28 protein-coding genes are annotated in these 16126 nt (G+C 63.3%); 27 read left to right on the forward strand and 1 reads right to left on the reverse strand.

The annotated features are described in order from the left end of the window. Positions 1 to 4: 4 nt before the first annotated feature. The 27 genes from rpsJ to rplQ all read left to right on the forward strand — a co-directional run bounded on the left by rpsJ (position 5) and on the right by rplQ (position 15000). Positions 5 to 313: a 30S ribosomal protein S10 gene (rpsJ, locus tag GWG65_RS07155; protein WP_002712302.1), complete on the forward strand. Its 309-nt coding sequence runs from the start codon at positions 5 to 7 to the stop codon at positions 311 to 313. A 53-nt stretch (positions 314 to 366) separates the two neighbouring features. Then, positions 367 to 1083, forward strand: a complete 717-nt coding sequence (rplC, locus tag GWG65_RS07160) for a 50S ribosomal protein L3 (RefSeq protein WP_275194683.1) — start codon at positions 367 to 369, stop codon at positions 1081 to 1083. 1 nt (position 1084) lies between these two features. Next, positions 1085 to 1705 (forward strand): 50S ribosomal protein L4, encoded by a 621-nt coding sequence (gene rplD, locus GWG65_RS07165; RefSeq protein ID WP_011088150.1) that lies wholly within the window; start codon positions 1085 to 1087, stop codon positions 1703 to 1705. Continuing rightward, positions 1702 to 2004 (forward strand): 50S ribosomal protein L23, encoded by a 303-nt coding sequence (locus GWG65_RS07170; protein ID WP_148737850.1) that lies wholly within the window; start codon positions 1702 to 1704, stop codon positions 2002 to 2004. The genes rplD and GWG65_RS07170 overlap by 4 nt, the downstream gene beginning before the upstream one ends. A 12-nt stretch (positions 2005 to 2016) precedes the next feature. Then, the gene (gene rplB, locus GWG65_RS07175) at positions 2017 to 2850 is read left to right on the forward strand and encodes a 50S ribosomal protein L2 (protein ID WP_275194684.1); all 834 of its coding nucleotides are present in this window, start codon (positions 2017 to 2019) and stop codon (positions 2848 to 2850) included. Positions 2851 to 2862: 12 nt separating this feature from the next. Then, a complete protein-coding gene (gene rpsS / locus GWG65_RS07180) occupies positions 2863 to 3141 on the forward strand; it encodes a 30S ribosomal protein S19 (protein ID WP_008136357.1) in 279 nt (92 codons plus the stop codon). A 10-nt stretch (positions 3142 to 3151) separates the two neighbouring features. Beyond that, the gene (gene rplV, locus GWG65_RS07185; protein WP_247387520.1) at positions 3152 to 3538 is read left to right on the forward strand and encodes a 50S ribosomal protein L22; all 387 of its coding nucleotides are present in this window, start codon (positions 3152 to 3154) and stop codon (positions 3536 to 3538) included. 18 nt (positions 3539 to 3556) lie between these two features. Next, on the forward strand, positions 3557 to 4279 hold the full coding sequence (gene rpsC, locus GWG65_RS07190; protein WP_275194685.1) for a 30S ribosomal protein S3: 723 nt from the start codon (positions 3557 to 3559) through the stop codon (positions 4277 to 4279). A 32-nt stretch (positions 4280 to 4311) separates the two neighbouring features. After that, the gene (gene rplP / locus GWG65_RS07195) at positions 4312 to 4725 is read left to right on the forward strand and encodes a 50S ribosomal protein L16 (protein ID WP_027535296.1); all 414 of its coding nucleotides are present in this window, start codon (positions 4312 to 4314) and stop codon (positions 4723 to 4725) included. 5 nt (positions 4726 to 4730) lie between these two features. Then, positions 4731 to 4937, forward strand: a complete 207-nt coding sequence (gene rpmC / locus GWG65_RS07200) for a 50S ribosomal protein L29 (protein WP_148737846.1) — start codon at positions 4731 to 4733, stop codon at positions 4935 to 4937. Between the two features lie 13 nt (positions 4938 to 4950). Then, positions 4951 to 5199, forward strand: a complete 249-nt coding sequence (rpsQ, locus tag GWG65_RS07205; protein WP_145660379.1) for a 30S ribosomal protein S17 — start codon at positions 4951 to 4953, stop codon at positions 5197 to 5199. A gap of 83 nt (positions 5200 to 5282) precedes the next feature. Then, a complete protein-coding gene (rplN, locus tag GWG65_RS07210; protein WP_008549246.1) occupies positions 5283 to 5651 on the forward strand; it encodes a 50S ribosomal protein L14 in 369 nt (122 codons plus the stop codon). Beyond that, positions 5651 to 5965 (forward strand): 50S ribosomal protein L24, encoded by a 315-nt coding sequence (gene rplX / locus GWG65_RS07215; protein WP_148737845.1) that lies wholly within the window; start codon positions 5651 to 5653, stop codon positions 5963 to 5965. The genes rplN and rplX overlap by 1 nt, the downstream gene beginning before the upstream one ends. Next, positions 5958 to 6515 carry a 50S ribosomal protein L5 gene (gene rplE / locus GWG65_RS07220; protein WP_148737844.1) on the forward strand — a complete coding sequence of 186 codons (558 nt, stop codon included), beginning with the start codon at positions 5958 to 5960 and terminating at the stop codon, positions 6513 to 6515. Before rplX ends, rplE begins: the two co-directional genes overlap by 8 nt. A gap of 46 nt (positions 6516 to 6561) precedes the next feature. Then, on the forward strand, positions 6562 to 6867 hold the full coding sequence (rpsN, locus tag GWG65_RS07225; protein ID WP_148737843.1) for a 30S ribosomal protein S14: 306 nt from the start codon (positions 6562 to 6564) through the stop codon (positions 6865 to 6867). A 14-nt stretch (positions 6868 to 6881) separates the two neighbouring features. Further along, positions 6882 to 7280 carry a 30S ribosomal protein S8 gene (gene rpsH / locus GWG65_RS07230; RefSeq protein ID WP_007603034.1) on the forward strand — a complete coding sequence of 133 codons (399 nt, stop codon included), beginning with the start codon at positions 6882 to 6884 and terminating at the stop codon, positions 7278 to 7280. A 16-nt stretch (positions 7281 to 7296) separates the two neighbouring features. After that, a complete protein-coding gene (gene rplF / locus GWG65_RS07235) occupies positions 7297 to 7830 on the forward strand; it encodes a 50S ribosomal protein L6 (protein WP_275194686.1) in 534 nt (177 codons plus the stop codon). Between the two features lie 11 nt (positions 7831 to 7841). Continuing rightward, positions 7842 to 8204: a 50S ribosomal protein L18 gene (rplR, locus tag GWG65_RS07240; protein ID WP_275194687.1), complete on the forward strand. Its 363-nt coding sequence runs from the start codon at positions 7842 to 7844 to the stop codon at positions 8202 to 8204. Between the two features lie 47 nt (positions 8205 to 8251). Next, positions 8252 to 8845 (forward strand): 30S ribosomal protein S5, encoded by a 594-nt coding sequence (gene rpsE / locus GWG65_RS07245; RefSeq protein WP_275194688.1) that lies wholly within the window; start codon positions 8252 to 8254, stop codon positions 8843 to 8845. 24 nt (positions 8846 to 8869) lie between these two features. Next, positions 8870 to 9067 carry a 50S ribosomal protein L30 gene (gene rpmD / locus GWG65_RS07250; RefSeq protein ID WP_148737839.1) on the forward strand — a complete coding sequence of 66 codons (198 nt, stop codon included), beginning with the start codon at positions 8870 to 8872 and terminating at the stop codon, positions 9065 to 9067. A gap of 75 nt (positions 9068 to 9142) precedes the next feature. Further along, positions 9143 to 9628, forward strand: coding sequence for a 50S ribosomal protein L15 (rplO, locus tag GWG65_RS07255; RefSeq protein WP_275194689.1), 486 nt, complete (start codon positions 9143 to 9145; stop codon positions 9626 to 9628). A gap of 148 nt (positions 9629 to 9776) precedes the next feature. Next, positions 9777 to 11108, forward strand: coding sequence for a preprotein translocase subunit SecY (secY, locus tag GWG65_RS07260; protein WP_275194690.1), 1332 nt, complete (start codon positions 9777 to 9779; stop codon positions 11106 to 11108). 276 nt (positions 11109 to 11384) lie between these two features. After that, positions 11385 to 12242 carry an adenylate kinase gene (locus tag GWG65_RS07265; protein ID WP_275194691.1) on the forward strand — a complete coding sequence of 286 codons (858 nt, stop codon included), beginning with the start codon at positions 11385 to 11387 and terminating at the stop codon, positions 12240 to 12242. 187 nt (positions 12243 to 12429) lie between these two features. Next, the gene (rpsM, locus tag GWG65_RS07270) at positions 12430 to 12798 is read left to right on the forward strand and encodes a 30S ribosomal protein S13 (RefSeq protein WP_275194692.1); all 369 of its coding nucleotides are present in this window, start codon (positions 12430 to 12432) and stop codon (positions 12796 to 12798) included. Between the two features lie 130 nt (positions 12799 to 12928). Beyond that, complete coding sequence (rpsK, locus tag GWG65_RS07275) at positions 12929 to 13318, forward strand: 30S ribosomal protein S11 (RefSeq protein ID WP_007603045.1); 390 nt, start codon at positions 12929 to 12931, stop codon at positions 13316 to 13318. Between the two features lie 112 nt (positions 13319 to 13430). Beyond that, complete coding sequence (locus GWG65_RS07280; protein ID WP_275194693.1) at positions 13431 to 14462, forward strand: DNA-directed RNA polymerase subunit alpha; 1032 nt, start codon at positions 13431 to 13433, stop codon at positions 14460 to 14462. 121 nt (positions 14463 to 14583) lie between these two features. Then, positions 14584 to 15000: a 50S ribosomal protein L17 gene (gene rplQ / locus GWG65_RS07285; RefSeq protein WP_275194694.1), complete on the forward strand. Its 417-nt coding sequence runs from the start codon at positions 14584 to 14586 to the stop codon at positions 14998 to 15000. Positions 15001 to 15075: 75 nt separating this feature from the next. On the opposite strand, the gene GWG65_RS07290 is transcribed toward rplQ, so the two are convergent. After that, positions 15076 to 16053: a tripartite tricarboxylate transporter substrate binding protein gene (locus tag GWG65_RS07290; protein ID WP_275194695.1), complete on the reverse strand. Its 978-nt coding sequence runs from the start codon at positions 16051 to 16053 to the stop codon at positions 15076 to 15078. Positions 16054 to 16126 lie beyond the last annotated feature (73 nt).

Genomic DNA, 16126 nt, shown 5'->3' on the forward strand with positions numbered 1-16126 from the left:
GGCAATGAACGGCCAAAATATTCGTATCCGTCTCAAGGCGTTCGACCATCGTATTCTCGATACGTCGACCCGAGAGATCGTGAACACGGCGAAACGTACCGGCGCGCAGGTTCGCGGACCCATTCCGCTGCCCACCCGCATCGAGAAGTTCACCGTCAACCGTTCGCCACACGTCGACAAGAAGAGCCGCGAACAGTTCGAGATGCGCACTCACAAGCGCCTGCTCGACATCGTCGATCCGACCCCGCAGACCGTCGATGCTTTGATGAAGCTCGATCTGGCCGCCGGTGTCGACGTCGAGATCAAGCTCTAAGATTTTTGGATCACGTTCGCGACTTGCGGACAGAAAGAACAGGAAGCACGCCGATGCGCTCCGGAGTGATCGCACAAAAGGTCGGGATGACGCGGGTCTTTACAGAGGCCGGCGAACATATCCCCGTGACCGTGCTGAAGCTCGGCAATTGCCAGGTCGTAGGCCACCGCACCGAAGAGAAGAACGGTTACGTCGCGCTCCAGCTTGGTTCTGGCAGCCGCAAGACCGTCTACTTGCCCAAGGCAGAGCGCGGCCAGTTCGCGGTCGCCAAGGTCGAGCCGAAGCGGCAGGTCGAGGAATTCCGCGTCTCCGCGGATGCCATGATCCCCGTCGGCGCCGAGATCCTCGCGGATCACTTCGTCGTCGGCCAGTTCGTCGACGTCACCGGCACCTCGGTCGGTAAGGGCTTTGCGGGCGGCATGAAGCGCTGGAACTTCGGCGGTCTGCGCGCCACCCACGGCGTGTCGGTTTCGCACCGTTCGATCGGTTCGACCGGTGGCCGTCAGGATCCCGGCAAGACCTGGAAGAACAAGAAGATGCCCGGCCACATGGGTGTCGATCGCATCACCACGCTCAACCTTCGCGTCGTCCAGACCGATGTCGAGCGCGGCCTGATCCTCGTCGAAGGCGCCGTTCCCGGCTCCAAGGGCGGCTGGATCCGCGTGCGCGACGCCGTCAAGAAGCCGCTGCCGAAGGAAGCTCCGAAGCCCGGCAAGTTCAAGGTTGCGGGTGGCGAAGCCGAGGCTGCGGCCCAGCAGGAGGGTGCGTGAGATGGAATTGAAGGTCACGACCCTCGAGGGCAAGGAAGCCGGCTCGGTCCAGCTTTCGGACGCCATTTTCGGCCTTGAGCCGCGCCAGGACATCATTGCGCGTTGCGTGCAGTGGCAGCTTAACAAGCGCCAGGCCGGTACCCACAAGGCCAAGGGCCGCGCCGAGATCTGGCGCACCGGCAAGAAGATGTACAAGCAGAAGGGCACCGGCGGTGCTCGTCACGGCTCGGCCCGCGTGCCGCAGTTCCGCGGCGGCGGCCGTGCCTTCGGTCCGGTGGTGCGTTCGCACGCGACCGACCTGCCGAAGAAGGTCCGCGCGCTTGCACTCAAGCACGCGCTGTCGGCCAAGGCCAAGGACGGCGATCTCCTGGTGATCGACAAGGCTGCGCTGGAAGCCGCCAAGACCAAGGCGCTGCTCGGTCATTTCTCGGGACTCGGGCTCACCAACGCGCTGATCATCGACGGCGCCGAGCTCAACAACGGCTTTGCCGCTGCGGCCCGCAACATCCCGAACATGGACGTGCTGCCTATCCAGGGCATCAACGTCTATGACATCCTGCGCCGTCAGAAGCTCGTTCTGACCAAGGCCGCCATCGATGCGCTGGAGGCGCGCTTCAAATGACGAAGAACATCGAGCCTCGCCACTACGACGTGATCGTAGCTCCCGTCGTCACCGAAAAGGCGACGCTGGCGTCCGAGCACAACAAGGTCATGTTCAAGGTGGCCTCGAAGGCGACCAAGCCGCAGATCAAGGAAGCGATCGAGAAGCTGTTTGACGTCAAGGTCAAGAGCGTCAACACGCTGGTCCGCAAGGGCAAGACCAAGATCTTCCGCGGCAATCTCGGCTCGCAGTCGAACACCAAGCGCGCGATCGTGACCCTCGAAGAGGGTCATCGGATCGACGTGACCACCGGTCTGTAAGGTCCTACGACGATGGCACTGAAGACATTCAATCCCACGACGCCGGGCCAGCGCCAGCTGGTCATGGTCGATCGTTCGGCGCTCTACAAGGGCAAGCCGGTCAAGGCGCTCACCGAAGGCAAGCACTCCTCGGGCGGTCGCAACAACACCGGCCGCATCACCGTGCGGTTCCGCGGCGGCGGTCACAAGCGGACGCTGCGCACCGTCGACTTCAAGCGTGAGAAGATCGACGTTCCCGCGACCGTCGAGCGGCTGGAATACGATCCGAACCGCACCGGCTTCATCGCGCTGATCAAGTACGAGGACGGTGAGCAGGCCTACATCCTGGCGCCGCAGCGCCTGGCCGTGGGTGACACCATCATCGCCGGCAACTACGTCGACGTGAAGCCGGGCAATGTCATGCCGCTCGGCAACATGCCGGTCGGCACGATCATCCACAACATCGAGACCAAGATCGGCAAGGGCGGCCAGCTCGCCCGTTCGGCGGGAACCTACGCCCAGCTCGTCGGTCGCGACCATGATTACGTGATCATCCGCCTGAACTCGGGTGAGCAGCGCCTGGTGCACGGCCGTTGCCGCGGTACGATCGGCGCGGTGTCGAACCCGGATCACATGAACACCTCGATCGGCAAGGCCGGCCGCACGCGTTGGCTGGGCCGTCGCCCGCACAACCGCGGCGTCTCGATGAACCCGATCGACCATCCGCACGGCGGTGGTGAAGGTCGTACCTCGGGCGGTCGCCACCCGGTCACCCCGTGGGGCAAGCCGACCAAGGGCAAGAAGACCCGCACCAACAAGTCGACCAACAAATTCATTCTCCTAAGCCGCCACAAGCGGAAGAAGTAAGGAACGCCGGACATGGTTCGTTCAGTCTGGAAAGGCCCGTTCGTCGAAGGCTCTCTGCTCAAGAAAGCAGATGCCGCGCGCGCGTCCGGCCGTCACGACGTCATCAAGATCTGGAGCCGTCGCTCGACCATCCTGCCGCAGTTCGTCGGCCTGACCTTCGGCGTCTACAACGGTCAGAAGCACGTGCCGGTGGCGGTCAACGAGGAAATGGTCGGTCACAAGTTCGGCGAGTTCTCGCCGACCCGGACCTTCCATGGCCACTCCGGCGACAAGAAAGCCAAGAAGGCTTGAGGATTATACGATGAGCAAACCTAAGCGCGAACGGAGCCTCGCCGACAACGAGGCCAAGGCGGTCGCCCGGATGTTGCGGGTGAGCCCGCAGAAGCTCAATCTGGTCGCCCAGCTCATTCGCGGCCGGAAGGCATCTGCCGCGCTCGCCGACCTGCAGTTCTCGCGCAAGCGGATCGCGGTCGACGTCAAGAAGTGCCTGGAATCGGCGATCGCCAACGCCGAGAACAACCACGACCTGGACGTCGACGATCTCGTCGTGACCCAGGCGTTCGTCGGCAACGGCCTCGTGATGAAGCGATTTGCGCCGCGCGGCCGTGGCCGTTCTGGCCGTGTCTACAAACCATTTTCGCAGCTGACGATCATTGTTCGTCAGGTCGAAGCCGAAGCAGCGGCTTAAGGAACGCAGGAGCAAACGATGGGTCAAAAGATCAATCCGATCGGTCTGCGTCTGGGCATCAACCGGACCTGGGATTCCCGCTGGTTCGCCGGCAAGCAGGAATACGGCAAGCTTCTGCACGAGGACGTCAAGATCCGCGAGATCCTGCACAAGGAGCTCAAGCAGGCCGCCGTCGCCCGCATCGTGATCGAGCGTCCGCACAAGAAGTGCCGCGTCACCATTCACTCGGCCCGTCCGGGCGTTGTGATCGGCAAGAAGGGCGCGGACATCGACAAGCTGCGCAAGAAGGTGTCCGACATCACCTCGTCCGACGTCGTCATCAACATCGTCGAGATCCGCAAGCCGGAGCTCGATGCGACGCTGGTGGCCGAGTCGATCGCGCAGCAGCTCGAGCGCCGCGTGGCGTTCCGCCGCGCCATGAAGCGCGCCGTGCAGTCGGCGATGCGTCTGGGCGCCGAAGGCATCCGCATCAACTGCTCGGGTCGCCTGGGCGGTGCGGAAATCGCGCGCATGGAGTGGTACCGCGAAGGTCGCGTGCCGCTGCACACGCTGCGCGCGGACATCGATTACGGCGTTGCGACCGCGTTCACGACTTTCGGCACCTGCGGCGTCAAGGTCTGGATCTTCAAGGGCGAGATCCTCGAGCACGATCCGATGGCCCAGGACAAGAGAATGGCCGAAGGTGACATCGGTGGCGGTGGTGGCGGCGGCCGGCAGCGCCGTGACAACGCTGCGGCCTGACGCCAGCACAGAGAATTTGAGGGCTTGAAGCCATGATGCAACCTAAGAAAACGAAGTTCCGGAAGGCGCATAAGGGCCGTATCCACGGCGTGGCGACTTCGGGCGCGACGTTGGCGTTCGGCCAGTTCGGCCTGAAGGCGACCGAGCCTGAGCGCGTCACCGCGCGCCAGATCGAGGCCGCCCGCCGCGCGCTGACCCGCCATATGAAGCGTGCCGGCCGCGTCTGGATCCGCGTGTTCCCCGACGTTCCCGTGTCGAAGAAGCCTGCCGAAGTCCGCATGGGCTCCGGCAAGGGCTCGCCGGAGCTGTGGGTCGCGCGCGTCAAGCCGGGCCGGGTGCTGTTCGAGATCGACGGCGTCAACACCCAGACGGCGCGTGAAGCGCTGACCCTGGCGGCCGCCAAGCTGCCGATCAAGACGCGCTTCGTCGAGCGCATTGCGGAGTAATGGCCATGGCCCAGATGAAGATCGAAGACATCCGCGCGTTGAGCCCCGACCAGCAGGATGACGCCATCCTGAACCTGAAGAAGGAGCGCTTCAACCTGCGCTTCCAGCGTGCCACCGGGCAGCTCGAGAACACCTCGCGCCTGCGCGAAGCACGCCGCGACATCGCCCGGATCAAGACCATCGCCGCGCAGCAGCGCGCGAAGAAGAAGTAAGAGGCTTACGAAGATGCCGAAACGTACTTTGCAGGGCGTGGTCGTCAGCGACAAGACAGCCAAGACGGTCGTTGTGCGCGTCGATCGCCGCTTCACGCACCCGATCTACAAGAAGACGATCCGCCGTTCGAAGAACTACCACGCGCACGACGAGAGCAACGAGTTCAAGCCGGGCGATATGGTGTGGATCGAGGAATCGAAGCCGATTTCGAAGTTGAAGCGCTGGGTCGTGATCCGGGGCGAACACAAGAAAAGCGCCTGATCTGTTGGCCCTGGCCGACTGACTTCGGGAAAATGTTGAGCGCCGGCTAGGCTGGCGCAAATAGAAGAGGACGAGGTGCATCAATGATTCAGATGCAGACCAACCTCGACGTGGCCGATAATTCTGGCGCACGCCGTGTCATGTGTATCAAGGTGCTCGGGGGCTCCAAGCGCCGCTACGCCACGATCGGCGACATTATCGTCGTCTCGATCAAGGAAGCGATTCCGCGTGGCAAGGTGAAGAAGGGCGACGTGATGAAGGCTGTCGTGGTGCGTGTCCGCAAGGACATCCGCCGCGCCGACGGTTCGGTCATCCGTTTCGACCGCAACGCCGCCGTCCTGATCAACAACCAGGCCGAGCCGGTCGGCACCCGTATCTTCGGGCCCGTGCCGCGCGAGCTGCGCGCCAAGAACCACATGAAGATCATCTCTCTCGCGCCGGAGGTGCTGTGATGGCTGCGAAGATCCGCAAGGGCGACAAGGTCATCGTGCTGACCGGCCGCGACAAGGGCCGCACCGGCGAGGTGTTCGAGGTGCGTCCGGACGCCGGCACGGCACTCGTGCGCGGCATCAACATGGTCAAGCGTCACCAGAAGCAGACGCAGGCCCAGGAGGGCGGCATCATCTCGAAAGAGGCGCCGATCCAATTGTCCAACGTCGCCTATGTCGGCAAGGACGGAAAGCCGACGCGCGTCGGATTCAAGATTCTGGCGGACGGCAAGAAAGTTCGCATCGCCAAGAGCTCGGGAGCTGAGATCGATGGCTGAGACCGCTTACACCCCGCGCCTGCGCGCGGAATATGACGCGAAGATCCGGACGGAGATGACCGAGAAGTTCGGTTATGAGAACGTCATGCAGGTTCCGCGGCTGGACAAGGTCGTGCTGAACATGGGCGTTGGCGATTCCGTCAACGACCGCAAGAAGGCCGAGAACGCTGCTGCCGAATTGACCCAGATCGCCGGCCAGAAGGCGATCGTGACCTATTCGCGCATCGCGATCGCGACCTTCAAGCTGCGTGAGAACCAGCCGATCGGCTGCAAGGTCACGCTGCGCAAGGCCCGCATGTACGAGTTCATCGATCGCCTGGTGACGGTCGCGCTGCCGCGCGTCCGCGACTTCCGCGGCCTGAACCCGAAGAGCTTCGACGGCCGCGGCAACTATTCGCTCGGCATCAAGGAACACATCATTTTCCCCGAGATCGACTTCGACAAGGTCACCGAGGCCCGCGGTATGGACATCACCGTCTGCACCACGGCCAAGACCGACGACGAGGCGAGGGCCTTGTTGACCGCTTTCAATTTCCCGTTCCGGCAGTGAGACGCTGACCTAAAGCCTCTCAAACGCGGATACCCAGGAGCCAAGCATGGCAAAGAAGAGTTCAATCGAGAAGAACAACCGGCGCAAGCGGATGGCGAAGAACGCCGCCCCCAAGCGCGAACGGTTGAAGGCGATCATCGCCGACAAGACGCTGCCGATGGAGGAACGGTTCGCCGCGACCCTGAAGCTCGCCGAGATGCCGCGCAATTCGTCGGCGACCCGCATTCGTCTGCGCTGCGAGCTGTCGGGCCGTCCGCGCTCGAACTACCGCAAGAACAAGCTGTCCCGTATCGCGCTGCGCGAACTTGGCTCCAAGGGCATGGTCCCGGGCCTCGTGAAGTCGAGCTGGTAAGGAGGGTCGTTTAGATGTCTACGCACGATCCAATCAGCGATCTGATCACCCGCATCCGCAACGCGCAGATGCGCTCCAAGAACAAGGTCTCCACGCCTGGCTCGAAGATGCGCGAGAACGTGCTCGAGGTGCTCAAGTCCGAAGGCTACATCCGCGGTTACGCCACGCTCGAGCATTCCTCCGGGCGCAGCGAGATCGAGATCGAGCTGAAGTATTTCGACGGCGAGCCCGTCATCCGCGAGATCGAGCGGGTCTCCAAGCCCGGGCGCCGCGTTTACGCCTCGGTGAAGAACCTGCCGCGGGTCAATAACGGACTCGGTATTTCGGTGTTGTCGACGCCGAAGGGGATCATGGCCGACCACAGTGCGCGTGAAGCGAACGTGGGCGGTGAAGTCCTCTTCACGGTGTTCTGAGAAGGATTTTTGATCCATGTCACGTGTTGGCAAAAGGCCGGTAGCGGTGCCGTCGGGTGTGACCGCGACCGTCGACGGGCAGACCGTCAAGATGAAGGGGCCGAAGGGCCAGCTTCAGTTCGTCGTCCATGACGACGTCGAGGTGAAGCTCGATAGCGGCCAGGTCAAGGTCAAGCCGCGGTTCGAGACCAACCGCGCGCGGGCGCTGTACGGTACCGCTCGCGCCCAGGTCGCGAATCTGGTCGAAGGCGTCACCAAGGGCTTCGAGAAGAAGCTGGAAATCACCGGCGTCGGTTACCGCGCCGCGATGCAGGGCAAGAACCTGCAGCTCGCGCTCGGTTACAGCCACGACGTGGTTTATGCGATCCCGGAAGGGATCACGATCACGGTGCCGAAGCCGACCGAGATCACGGTGACGGGCAGCGACATCCAGCGCGTCGGCCAGGTTGCGGCCGAAATCCGCGCCTATCGCCCGCCGGAGCCCTACAAGGGCAAGGGCGTGAAGTATGTTGGCGAATTCATCTTCCGCAAGGAAGGCAAGAAGAAGTAACGGAGCCGGTCATGTCGAAAGCCAAGGTTACGAATGCCCGGCGCAAACGGAGTGTGCGGCTCAAGCTGCGCCGCTCCGGTGGCGGCCGTCCGCGCCTGTCGGTGTTCCGCTCGTCCAAGCACATCTACGCCCAGGTCATCGACGACCTCAAGGGCGAGACGCTGGCCTCCGCCTCCTCGCTCGAGAAGTCGATGCGCGACGGCGGCAAGACCGGCGCCGACATGGATGCGGCGAAGGCGGTCGGCAAGCTGCTCGCGGAGCGCGCCGCGGAGAAGGGTGTCAAGGAAGTCGTGTTCGATCGCGGCAGCTACCTCTATCACGGGCGCGTCAAGGCACTGGCCGACGCGGCGCGTGAGAGCGGGCTGAGCTTCTAACGGAATTTGAGGATTGAGGCGCAAGCCTTTGAAGGATTGGAAAAACCATGGCAGCTGAACGCGAACAACGTGGTGGACGCGATCAACGCGGCGGACGTGACCGCCAGCAGCGCGAGGAGCGCGACAGCGAGTTCGTCGACAAGCTGGTCCACATCAACCGCGTGGCCAAGGTCGTCAAGGGCGGCAAGCGCTTCGGTTTCGCCGCGCTGGTCGTGATCGGCGACCAGAAGGGCCGCGCCGGCTTCGGTCACGGCAAGGCGCGCGAAGTGCCCGAGGCGATCCGCAAGGCAACCGAATCCGCCAAGCGCAACCTGACCCGCGTGTCGCTACGCGAGGGCCGCACGTTGCACCACGACATCGCCGGCCGTCACGGCGCGGGCCGTGTCTACCTGCGTGCCGCCCCGGCCGGTACCGGCATCATCGCCGGTGGTCCGATGCGCGCCGTGTTCGAGACGCTCGGCGTCCAGGACGTGGTGGCGAAGTCGATCGGCTCGTCGAACCCCTACAACATGGTGCGCGCGACCTTCGACGCGCTCAAGCACCAGGATTCGCCGCGTTCGGTCGCAGCCCGCCGCAACATCAAGGTGTCCACCCTGCAGGCCCGCCGCATCGGCGGCGACGCCGAGGTGGCTGCCGACTAACGGAAGCTTTTGGAGTAGACCACCATGGCCAAGAGTGCCGCAAAGACGATCAAGCTTGAGCAGACCGGCAGCGCGATCCGCCGCCATCACTCGCAGCGTTCGACGCTGATCGGGCTCAAGCTCAACAAGATCGGCCGCGTCAGCGAACTGCCGGACACCCCGGCGGTTCGCGGCATGATCGAGAAGGTTCACCATCTCGTCCGCATCGTCGACGAGAAGTAAGACAGAGCGCGTGATCCCGAAAGGCGGGTACCGGTTTTCGGCCGAGATCATGCGCAAGAAACAAGGAGAAGGGCGATGAAGCTCAGCGATATCGCCGACAACGCCGGCTCGCGCAAGAAGCGTATGCGCGTCGGCCGCGGCATCGGTTCGGGCAAGGGCAAGCAGGCCGGCCGCGGTGGCAAGGGCCAGACCGCGCGTTCGGGCGTGCGCATCAAGGGTTTCGAAGGCGGCCAGATGCCGATGCATCGCCGTCTGCCTAAGCGCGGCTTCAACAACATCTTCCGCATCGAGTTCGCCGAGATCAATCTCGACCGGCTCCAGGAAGCGGTCGATGCCAAGAAGATCGACGCCGGCAGCGTCGTGAACGTCGAGGCCCTGGTCAAGGCCGGCGTGCTGCGGCGCGCCAAGGGCGGCCTGCGGCTGCTCGGCCGCGGCGAGCTCAAGGCCAAGCTCAACATCGAAGTGCATGGCGCCTCGAAGACCGCGATTGAGGCGGTTGAGAAGGCCGGCGGCTCGGTGAAGATCCTCGCGCCCGCCAAGGAAGAAGGCGAGGCGGCGTAACAACTGCGTCATTGGCCCGCGGCTCGCGGGCCTTTACGCATGCGGGACGATGGACTTATCGAAGCCGAGCACCAGATAATGTCCGGCGTCCGCTAAAACGCCCGGCCGCGGGTATGACGGCGCAAAAGGCGGCGGGAGAAAGTCCAAGATGGCCTCAGCAGCGGAACAACTGGCAGCCAACCTTAATTTCGGCGCGTTCGCCAAAGCCGACGAACTGAAGAAGCGCATCTGGTTCACCCTGGGCGCGCTGCTGGTCTATCGACTCGGCACCTACATCCCGCTGCCGGGCATCGATCCCAACATCTGGGAGCAGGTGTTCCGCTCGCAGGCGGGCGGCATCCTCGGCATGTTCAACATGTTCGCCGGCGGCGGCATCCACCGCATGGCGATCTTCGCGCTGAACATCATGCCGTACATCTCGGCCTCGATCATCATTCAGCTCCTGACCACAGTCTCGCCGCAGCTCGAGGCGCTGAAGAAGGAAGGCGAGTCCGGCCGCAAGACGCTGAACCAGTACACCCGCTACCTCACAGTGATCCTGGCAGCATTCCAGTCCTATGGCATCGCGGTCGGCCTCGAGGGGGCCGGCAACGTCGTCAGCGACCCCGGCCTGTTCTTCCGCCTCTCCACCGCGATCACGCTGACCGGCGGCACCATGTTCCTGATGTGGCTGGGCGAGCAGATCACCTCGCGCGGCATCGGCAACGGCATCTCGCTGATCATCCTGTCCGGCATCGTCGCGGAGCTGCCTGCGGCACTCGCCAACATGCTCGAGCTCGGCCGTCAGGGCGCGATGTCGACCGGCCTGATCCTGGTCGTCATCGTCATGGCGGTCGCCGTGATCGCATTCATCGTGTTCATGGAGCGCGCGCAGCGCCGGCTGCTGATCCAGTATCCGAAGCGCCAGGTTGGCAACAAGATGTTCGAGGGCCAGTCCTCGCATCTGCCGCTCAAGCTCAACACCTCCGGCGTGATCCCGCCGATCTTCGCGTCCTCCCTGTTGCTGTTGCCGACCACGGTCGCCAACTTCAACGCCGGCAGTGGGCCGGAGTGGTTCCAGTGGATCAACACCCAGCTCAGCCACGGTCGTCCGCTGTTCCTGATTCTTTATCTGGCGCTGATCGTGTTCTTCGCGTTCTTCTACACCGCGATCGTGTTCAACCCGACCGAGACCGCCGACAATCTAAAGAAGCACGGCGGCTTCATTCCGGGCATCCGTCCCGGCGAGCGCACCGCCGAATATATCGACTACGTGCTGTCGCGCGTTACCGTGCTCGGCGCGGTCTATCTCGCGATCGTCTGCCTGATTCCGGAAATCCTGATCTCCTACGCCTCGGTGCCGTTCTATTTCGGCGGCACGTCGCTGCTGATCGTCGTCAGCGTCACCATGGATACGGTGGCGCAGGTGCAGGGCTATCTGCTGGCCCATCAGTACGAAGGCCTGATCCGGAAGTCGAAGCTGAGAGGCCGCCGCCGCTGAGGCGCGGCGTTCTCTCGGGCTTCTCGACTCACTCGCCGATTCGCCGCGCGCGCAGATGCGCGGCTTCCGCGAAGTCCAGGACCGACCGTTCGGTCGCATCGGCAGAGCAGCCCACACTGCGACGCAATCGCTGATTTCAAAGGCCTTCTTGGCCTCCGGGCACTTGCTCCCTTATGATATGGGTGGCAGTGCGCGGCCGATTGTGGTTTGCACTGTTGTCGAACTTCAAACACAGGTGCGCGACGTATCGCTCACCAATCCGGGGGGCGTACGCCGATGAGAATTATACTTCTGGGACCGCCGGGGTCGGGCAAGGGGACCCAGGCGCAACTGCTGGTGCAGCGCTATGACATCGTCCAGCTCTCGACCGGTGAGATGTTGCGCGCAGCCGTTGCGGCCGGAACGCCGGTTGGGCTGAAAGCCAAGGAGATCATGGCGAGCGGCGGCCTCGTGCCCGACGATGTCGTGGTCGGAATCATCTCCGACCGGATCGACCAGCCCGACGCCAGGAACGGTTTCATTCTCGACGGCTTCCCGCGCACCGTGCCGCAGGCCGAGGCGCTGGATGATCTGCTCAAGCACAAGCATCTCAAGCTCGATGCGGTGATCGAGCTCCGCGTCAACGAGAGCGCGCTGCTGAACCGCGTCGAGACCCGCGTCGCCCAGATGCGGGAGCGCGGCGAGGAGGTCCGGGTCGACGACACTCCGGAAGTCCTCTCCAAACGACTCGCCAGCTACCGCAGCCAGACGGAACCGCTGATTCACTACTATTCCGAGCGGCGGAAGCTTTCGACCATCGACGGCATGATGGCCATTGACGAGGTCACGCGCGCCATCCACCGCCAGCTCCTGGCGCTCGGGGCGGTCGAGCCCAAGACGCACGCCAGAAGCGCAGCCAAGGCGGCGCCTGCCAAGACCGGGGCCAAGAAGACCAAAGCGGCCAAAACAGCCAAAAAAGCCGCCAAATCGACCAAAAAGGCGGCCAGGAAGGCGACCAAGCAAGCCGTGAAGGGTGCCAAGAAGCCGGCCAAGAGGGCAGCCAAGAAGGTCGTCAAAAAGACCGTCAAGAAGGCCGTCAAAAAGGGTGCCAAAAAGACCGCAAAAAAGGTCACGAAAAAGCGAGCCAAACGCTAGCGGCGGTTGACGAAAGCCCCCTGAATCCCTTAATAAGCCCCGCATCCAAGTCGGATAGTTTCAGACGATGCCGGGCCCCAGGAAGACCGGGGGTGGGCGTCGTGTTCGCGTTTGTGAACACCTGCCCGAGAAAGCAAGCACTTAAAGCCTGGTTCCTGACGAGGGATCGGCAACAGGAGAGAAGGCCGTGGCCCGTATTGCCGGCGTGAACATTCCCACCAACAAGCGCGTGCTGATCGCGCTCCAGTACATCCATGGCATCGGCGAGAAGATCGCCGGCGAGATCATGGACAAGGTGAAGATCCCCGAGGATCGTCGCGTCAATCAGCTCAGCGACGCCGAAGTGCTTCAGATCCGCGAAGTGATCGACCGCGACTATCTCGTCGAGGGCGATCTGCGCCGCGAAGTCGGCATCAACATCAAGCGTCTGATGGACCTCGGCTGCTATCGCGGCCTGCGTCATCGCCGCGGTCTGCCGGTGCGCGGCCAGCGCACCCACACCAATGCGCGTACGCGCAAGGGCCCGGCCAAGGCCATCGCCGGCAAGAAGAAGTAAACTGGCGAATAGGAATGGCGAATGGCGAGTAGGGTGCGTCCCTATTCGCCATTCGCTGCTCACCATTCGCTTCCACAGGTGTAGCCGCTGGCATTACGGCGGCGTTTGAGATCTCCAGGAAAGGTATTCAATGGGCAAGGAAGCCACCCGCGTTCGTCGTCGTGAGCGCAAGAACATCGCCTCCGGCGTCGCGCATGTGAACTCGTCGTTCAACAACACGACCATCACCATCACCGACGCGCAGGGTAACACGATTGCCTGGTCCTCCGCCGGCACGATGGGCTTCAAGGGCTCGCGCAAGTCGACGCCGTATGCGGCGCAGGTTGCCGCCGAAGACGTGTCCAAGAAGGCGCAGGAACACGGCATGCGCACGCTGGAAGTCGAAGTCGCCGGCCCCGGTTCGGGCCGCGAGTCGGCGCTCCGCGCGCTCCAGGCCGCGGGCTTCACCGTCACCTCGATCCGCGACGTGACCACGATCCCGCACAACGGTTGCCGTCCCCGCAAGCGTCGGCGCGTTTGATACGAGGTCGCGGGCGCATCGTCGTCCGCGATGACTTTTTTAAGAAGCCGCAGGTGCGACCTGTGGCCTTTCTCCAACGCCAGTATCTGCAACGGCAGTTTGACTGGCCTGTATGGGTGAAACAGTGACGATCCAGAAAAATTGGCAAGAACTGATTCGGCCGAACAAGCTCCAGGTGACCCCCGGCAGCGATCCGGCCCGCTTTGCGACCATCGTTGCCGAGCCGCTCGAGCGCGGCTTCGGCCAGACTCTCGGCAATGCGCTCCGCCGCATCCTGCTGTCCTCGCTGCAGGGCGCAGCGGTGCAGTCGGTGCACATCGACGGCGTATTGCACGAGTTCTCCTCGATCGCGGGCGTCCGTGAGGATGTCACCGACATCGTGCTCAACATCAAGGACATCTCGATCAAGATGCAGGGCGAAGGCCCCAAGCGCATGGTCGTGAAGAAGTCCGGCCCGGGCGTCGTCACCGCCGGTGACATCCAGACCGTAGGCGACGTCGTGGTGCTCAATCCGGACCTGCAGATCTGCACGCTGGACGAGGGCGCCGAGATTCGCATGGAGTTCACGGTAGCGACCGGCAAGGGCTACGTGCCCGCCGAGCGCAACCGCCCCGAGGACGCGCCGATCGGCCTGATCCCGGTCGACAGCCTGTACTCTCCGGTCCGCAAGGTCTCCTACAAGGTCGAGAACACCCGCGAGGGCCAGATCCTCGACTACGACAAGCTGACAATGACGATCGAGACCAACGGCGCGCTGACGCCGGATGATTCGGTGGCCTATGCCGCGCGCATCCTCCAGGACCAGCTCAACGTGTTCGTCAACTTCGAAGAGCCGCGCAAGGAAGTCGCCCAGGAGATCATCCCGGACCTCGCCTTCAACCCGGCCTTCCTCAAGAAGGTGGACGAGCTCGAGCTCTCGGTGCGTTCGGCCAACTGCTTGAAGAACGACAACATCGTCTACATCGGCGACCTCGTGCAGAAGAGCGAAGCGGAAATGCTCCGCACCCCGAACTTCGGCCGCAAGTCGCTGAACGAGATCAAGGAAGTGCTGGCCCAGATGGGTCTGCACCTCGGCATGGAAGTGCCGGGCTGGCCGCCGGAGAACATCGACGAACTCGCCAAGCGCTTCGAGGATCATTACTGATCCCAACTTACGACAAGCTGAAGCGCGAATTCATCGCGCTTTAGCGGGCGAACGCAGGCAGCCCACCTGAGCAACATGTCCGACGAACCGTCGCGGCAATCTTCACGTAAGGAATAGACACATGCGTCACGGCAAGGTTCATCGGAAGCTCAACCGCACCGCCGAGCACCGCAAGGCGATGTTCGCCAACATGGCGGCCGCGCTGATCAAGCACGAGCAGATCGTCACCACGCTGCCGAAGGCCAAGGAGCTGCGCCCGATCGTCGAGAAGCTCGTCACCCTCGGCAAGAAGGGTGGGCTGGCCATGCGCCGCCAGGCGATCTCCGAGATGCGCGACAAGGATCAGGTCAGGAAGCTGTTCGACACGCTGGCCACCCGCTACAAGGATCGCCAAGGCGGCTACACCCGGATCATCAAGGCCGGCTTCCGCTACGGCGACAACGCGGCGATGGCGGTGATCGAGTTCGTCGATCGCGATGTCGACGCCAAGGGCCAGGACTCCGGTCCGGTGCAGGCCAAGGAAGCCGAGGCGGCGTAAGCCGGTCGGTATGGAATTCGAGAAAGCGGCGCCTTGGGCGCCGCTTTTTTTATTGGGAGGGCGAATATCCCGGGACTATTCCTCCTTGATCCCTGCCTTTTGCGCGATCTCCTTCATTTCAGCGGCCTCCTTGCCGATCGCTCCCGCCCAATCGCTGTAAGGCGCGAAGCTTGGCTCGAAGCCGACCTTGGCGAAGCGCTCGGCGACGGAGGGACTGTTGATTGTCTCCTCCAGGGCTGCCGACAGCTTGTCGTGAACGGCCGCCGGCAGGCCCTTGGGGGTGACCACGGCGCCCCAAGACGAGAAGTCGATGCCGGCATAGCCGAGTTCGGCGAGCGTCGGCACCTCGGGCAGGAACGGCGTGCGCTTTGCCGAAAACACTGCCAGCACGCGGACAGTGCCGGCCTCGATCTGCGGCTTGACGGCGATCACGGTGTCGACGTGGTACTGGATGTGCTTGCCGATGAGGTCGTTCATCGCCGGTGCGCTACCCTTGTAGGGCAGGTGGACCATCTTGATCCCGGCGCCTGATTTGAACAGCTCGCCCGCAAAATGCGAGACGGTGGCGACGCCGAAGGACGCGAGCGACAGCTTGTCGGGATTGGCCTTCGCCTCGGCGACAAGCGAAGCCACGTCCGTGATCGGATTGTCCTTGTAGGTAACCAGCGCCAGCGTGATCTTGCCGACCCGGCCGAGCGGCTCGAAATCCTTTGCCGCGTCGTAAGGCACGCTTTCCTTCACGGCCGCCGGCAGCGTGAAGCTCGAGTTTGAGCTGAAGAACAGGGTGTATCCGTCAGGCGCCGAGCGCGCGACTTCCTTGGCTGCGATCGTGGTGCCGCCCCCCGGACGGTTCATGATGACCACGGGTTTGCCGAGCCGCGTCTCCAATTCGCCGCCGATGATACGCGCGACCACGTCGGAGGCGCCGCCGGGCGGGAAGGGGACGATCAATTGCAACGATTTTTCCGGATAGACCGCTTGGGCCTGCGCGAGCGAATTGCCGCTGATCAGACCGAGCAACCCGAGCGCAACAGTGAGGGCCGTTATTTTCATCGGATGGTTCTTCCGTGTCACCTGAGCAAGAAATCTCGGTCAGGCTTAGCAAAATTCGTTCCAGCACGCTCCG

It is taken from the genome of Bradyrhizobium sp. CSA207 (genome assembly GCF_029051685.1).
Lineage (GTDB): Bacteria > Pseudomonadota > Alphaproteobacteria > Rhizobiales > Xanthobacteraceae > Bradyrhizobium.

Bases quoted from the DNA above. Each gene is read 5' to 3' on its own strand.
- rpsJ (WP_002712302.1), top strand. From the start codon at position 5: ATGAACGGCCAAAATATTCGTATCCGTCTCAAGGCGTTCGACCATCGT.
- rplC (WP_275194683.1), top strand. From the start codon at position 367: ATGCGCTCCGGAGTGATCGCACAAAAGGTCGGGATGACGCGGGTCTTT.
- rplD (WP_011088150.1), top strand. From the start codon at position 1,085: ATGGAATTGAAGGTCACGACCCTCGAGGGCAAGGAAGCCGGCTCGGTC.
- GWG65_RS07170 (WP_148737850.1), top strand. From the start codon at position 1,702: ATGACGAAGAACATCGAGCCTCGCCACTACGACGTGATCGTAGCTCCC.
- rplB (WP_275194684.1), top strand. From the start codon at position 2,017: ATGGCACTGAAGACATTCAATCCCACGACGCCGGGCCAGCGCCAGCTG.
- rpsS (WP_008136357.1), top strand. From the start codon at position 2,863: ATGGTTCGTTCAGTCTGGAAAGGCCCGTTCGTCGAAGGCTCTCTGCTC.
- rplV (WP_247387520.1), top strand. From the start codon at position 3,152: ATGAGCAAACCTAAGCGCGAACGGAGCCTCGCCGACAACGAGGCCAAG.
- rpsC (WP_275194685.1), top strand. From the start codon at position 3,557: ATGGGTCAAAAGATCAATCCGATCGGTCTGCGTCTGGGCATCAACCGG.
- rplP (WP_027535296.1), top strand. From the start codon at position 4,312: ATGATGCAACCTAAGAAAACGAAGTTCCGGAAGGCGCATAAGGGCCGT.
- rpmC (WP_148737846.1), top strand. From the start codon at position 4,731: ATGGCCCAGATGAAGATCGAAGACATCCGCGCGTTGAGCCCCGACCAG.
- rpsQ (WP_145660379.1), top strand. From the start codon at position 4,951: ATGCCGAAACGTACTTTGCAGGGCGTGGTCGTCAGCGACAAGACAGCC.
- rplN (WP_008549246.1), top strand. From the start codon at position 5,283: ATGATTCAGATGCAGACCAACCTCGACGTGGCCGATAATTCTGGCGCA.
- rplX (WP_148737845.1), top strand. From the start codon at position 5,651: ATGGCTGCGAAGATCCGCAAGGGCGACAAGGTCATCGTGCTGACCGGC.
- rplE (WP_148737844.1), top strand. From the start codon at position 5,958: ATGGCTGAGACCGCTTACACCCCGCGCCTGCGCGCGGAATATGACGCG.
- rpsN (WP_148737843.1), top strand. From the start codon at position 6,562: ATGGCAAAGAAGAGTTCAATCGAGAAGAACAACCGGCGCAAGCGGATG.
- rpsH (WP_007603034.1), top strand. From the start codon at position 6,882: ATGTCTACGCACGATCCAATCAGCGATCTGATCACCCGCATCCGCAAC.
- rplF (WP_275194686.1), top strand. From the start codon at position 7,297: ATGTCACGTGTTGGCAAAAGGCCGGTAGCGGTGCCGTCGGGTGTGACC.
- rplR (WP_275194687.1), top strand. From the start codon at position 7,842: ATGTCGAAAGCCAAGGTTACGAATGCCCGGCGCAAACGGAGTGTGCGG.
- rpsE (WP_275194688.1), top strand. From the start codon at position 8,252: ATGGCAGCTGAACGCGAACAACGTGGTGGACGCGATCAACGCGGCGGA.
- rpmD (WP_148737839.1), top strand. From the start codon at position 8,870: ATGGCCAAGAGTGCCGCAAAGACGATCAAGCTTGAGCAGACCGGCAGC.
- rplO (WP_275194689.1), top strand. From the start codon at position 9,143: ATGAAGCTCAGCGATATCGCCGACAACGCCGGCTCGCGCAAGAAGCGT.
- secY (WP_275194690.1), top strand. From the start codon at position 9,777: ATGGCCTCAGCAGCGGAACAACTGGCAGCCAACCTTAATTTCGGCGCG.
- GWG65_RS07265 (WP_275194691.1), top strand. From the start codon at position 11,385: ATGAGAATTATACTTCTGGGACCGCCGGGGTCGGGCAAGGGGACCCAG.
- rpsK (WP_007603045.1), top strand. From the start codon at position 12,929: ATGGGCAAGGAAGCCACCCGCGTTCGTCGTCGTGAGCGCAAGAACATC.
- GWG65_RS07280 (WP_275194693.1), top strand. From the start codon at position 13,431: ATGGGTGAAACAGTGACGATCCAGAAAAATTGGCAAGAACTGATTCGG.
- rplQ (WP_275194694.1), top strand. From the start codon at position 14,584: ATGCGTCACGGCAAGGTTCATCGGAAGCTCAACCGCACCGCCGAGCAC.
- GWG65_RS07290 (WP_275194695.1), bottom strand. From the start codon at position 16,053: ATGAAAATAACGGCCCTCACTGTTGCGCTCGGGTTGCTCGGTCTGATC.